The sequence below is a fragment of the Coxiella-like endosymbiont genome, from assembly GCF_002871095.1.
Lineage (GTDB): Bacteria > Pseudomonadota > Gammaproteobacteria > Coxiellales > Coxiellaceae > Coxiella.
Window position 1 is genome coordinate 1 of sequence record NZ_NSHJ01000015.1, and the last position, 2,265, is coordinate 2,265.

Consider the following 2,265-nt stretch of genomic DNA (forward strand, 5'->3'; position numbering starts at 1 on the left):
TTGTCTTTCCTTGTGTAAAATATCAAGCTTCATAAAAGTAATTTAAAAAATTTAGAATTTAATAATCCTCTTGATGTTTTTTATGTTAACTAAAATTTTTATCAAAACTTAGAAACCAAGAGAATTCTACTTGTAAACAGTAGCATATTTATTAGATAAAGTTATTAACTATTATACTATTATAATAGTATCAAAACAGGAGTAAATAGTATCAAGACGGGATTGTTTTATCTTATTACACTTATAATTTTATTTCTCTCTAATTATGTTTAGTTGCTCAGGTTCTTGATGGCAGATCTATAAACTTTTCAGTTGTTTTTTACTTTTCAATTTTAAATTATTTTTTTTATTTTCGCTTGGTTTCGCTTGGCTATACTAAATTGGATGGAAACCTGTTTTAACCAATTAGGGAATTAATTGAAATATAAGGTTATTTTTCTCAAACAATCTTGATCGAATAACAAGATCCAAAGATTTTTCTAGTAACTAGTTCGATGGGAACATTACATTAATGCTCGATGATTATTTAAACTCAGATTATAGTAAAAAATAAAAAATTATTAGTAGAGGATTGCTTTTTTTACAAAAATGAAATTACAACCCTTCTTCAAGATTTTTATGAGTAGTTGATAGGCAACCCTGTTCCATCCATTCTTTAATTCTAGTAATTACAATATTAATTCTAGGAATTAGAATATATTAGTGTATTTATTTATATAGTTTATTTCTATAACGCTTGATAATATCGAGGGATATAATTCAATTTGAATTTAATGATATTGAAGAAAGAAATCATATTCGTTCTCTTTGTTCTCTATAATGTAATTTAAATGAATGATATTAATCTTTATCGATGTATCATTGAAATTCGCTTTACCCACTCATACTACACCACTAACACCAGCGTACCATAAACTGTTTGCCCCCTTTGATGGAGGAAGGGGGACAGAAAAAAAACTAATCCAAAAATTTTATCTTAATCTTGTCCTTGTAAACCCTATCCACTACCCTCCGTTACTAAAATAATAATGCGCTTGCCATATTTTTAAGACTCATAAAGTTTTTTCTAAAGATTTTTGGAAATTTTCTACCATGACCTGTAATAATAAAATTTAATTGATTGATTTATAGCGCGCCCGGAGGGATTTGAACCCCCGACCAACCGGTTCGAAGCCGGTTACTCTATCCAACTGAGCTACGGGCGCCACAAGGAAATGCAATCCTATCATAGTTGCCTTAGCAGATCAGCAAAATATGACTGGAATTACAGCATCTCGATTCATCAGATGCTACAGACTGATACAGAAAACCTACCTCTCTTGAAATTTAGTCTTTAAACCCATATATTTATAAATTATAACTACTTATATAATTAAACTTATAACAAAAGGAGATAAGTTATGGCAAATATTCAAAAACATCCACAAAGTCTTTTAAGTCAATTACAAGAAGATATTAATCGTTTATTTGAACCTTTTGGATGGTCCACAGAAAACCAGTTAGGGGATGCTTTTTCGAGAGAATGGTCTCCTCGTATTGATATAAAAGACATGAATGACAATTATCTCATTCGCGCCGATATTCCAGGGGTCGATCCTAAAGCAATTGAAATTTCAATAGAAAATAACGTCTTAACAATAAGAGGAGAAAAAGAAACTGAAACTCAAGAAAAGAAAGAGGATTTTTTAAGAGTCGAGCGTACTAAAGGAGCTTTTATTCGTCGTTTTAGTCTTCCAGAATCTGTTAATGCGGAAAGGATTAAAGCAAAAACTAAACATGGCGTATTAGAAATCTTAATCCCTAAAATGAAACGCTCTGGAGTACAAAAAATACAAATTGAAGATGAAAATAATCATTAAAATGATAGGATGAATCTGGTTTATTTTCCAGCTTGACAAAAATAACAAATTTAATAATCTTATTGCTCGTCCAGATCAATGGAGTTAGAAATTTCTAACTCCATTTTTATTCTACTTGATAGTAATGTTTGAGAGTAATAAGCATTAGAGGTGAGAAGACAATTAATTTACTACATAATATTTCTTATCTTATTCAATTGCTTTATTTAAAATCCGAAGATAAACTTACTTTTTAAACAAAAAAGTTCTTACATCGTTTTATACAGTAAACTTAGAGATGAAAACCTTCATCAAATAAATAAATTTTGTTTATATATGCTTCTGGATTGTCGAGAGTTTATATACTATATAAATTAATTAATATATAAATTAATAGCAGAGATACTATTTTATATAGTATATAAAC

The 2,265-nt window shown here is 28.8% G+C and carries 1 protein-coding gene and 1 tRNA gene; one reads left to right on the plus strand and one right to left on the minus strand.

Annotated features, from left to right (window positions below; genetic code table 11):
* Positions 1-1,131 precede the first annotated feature (1,131 nt).
* Positions 1,132-1,205 (minus strand) — tRNA-Arg (locus tag CLERM_RS00145).
* A gap of 195 nt (positions 1,206-1,400) precedes the next feature.
* On the opposite strand from CLERM_RS00145, the gene CLERM_RS00150 reads away from it, so the two are divergent.
* On the plus strand, positions 1,401-1,859 hold the full coding sequence (locus tag CLERM_RS00150) for an Hsp20/alpha crystallin family protein (RefSeq protein ID WP_102156615.1): 459 nt from the start codon (positions 1,401-1,403) through the stop codon (positions 1,857-1,859).
* The last annotated feature ends 406 nt before the right edge of the window (positions 1,860-2,265 follow it).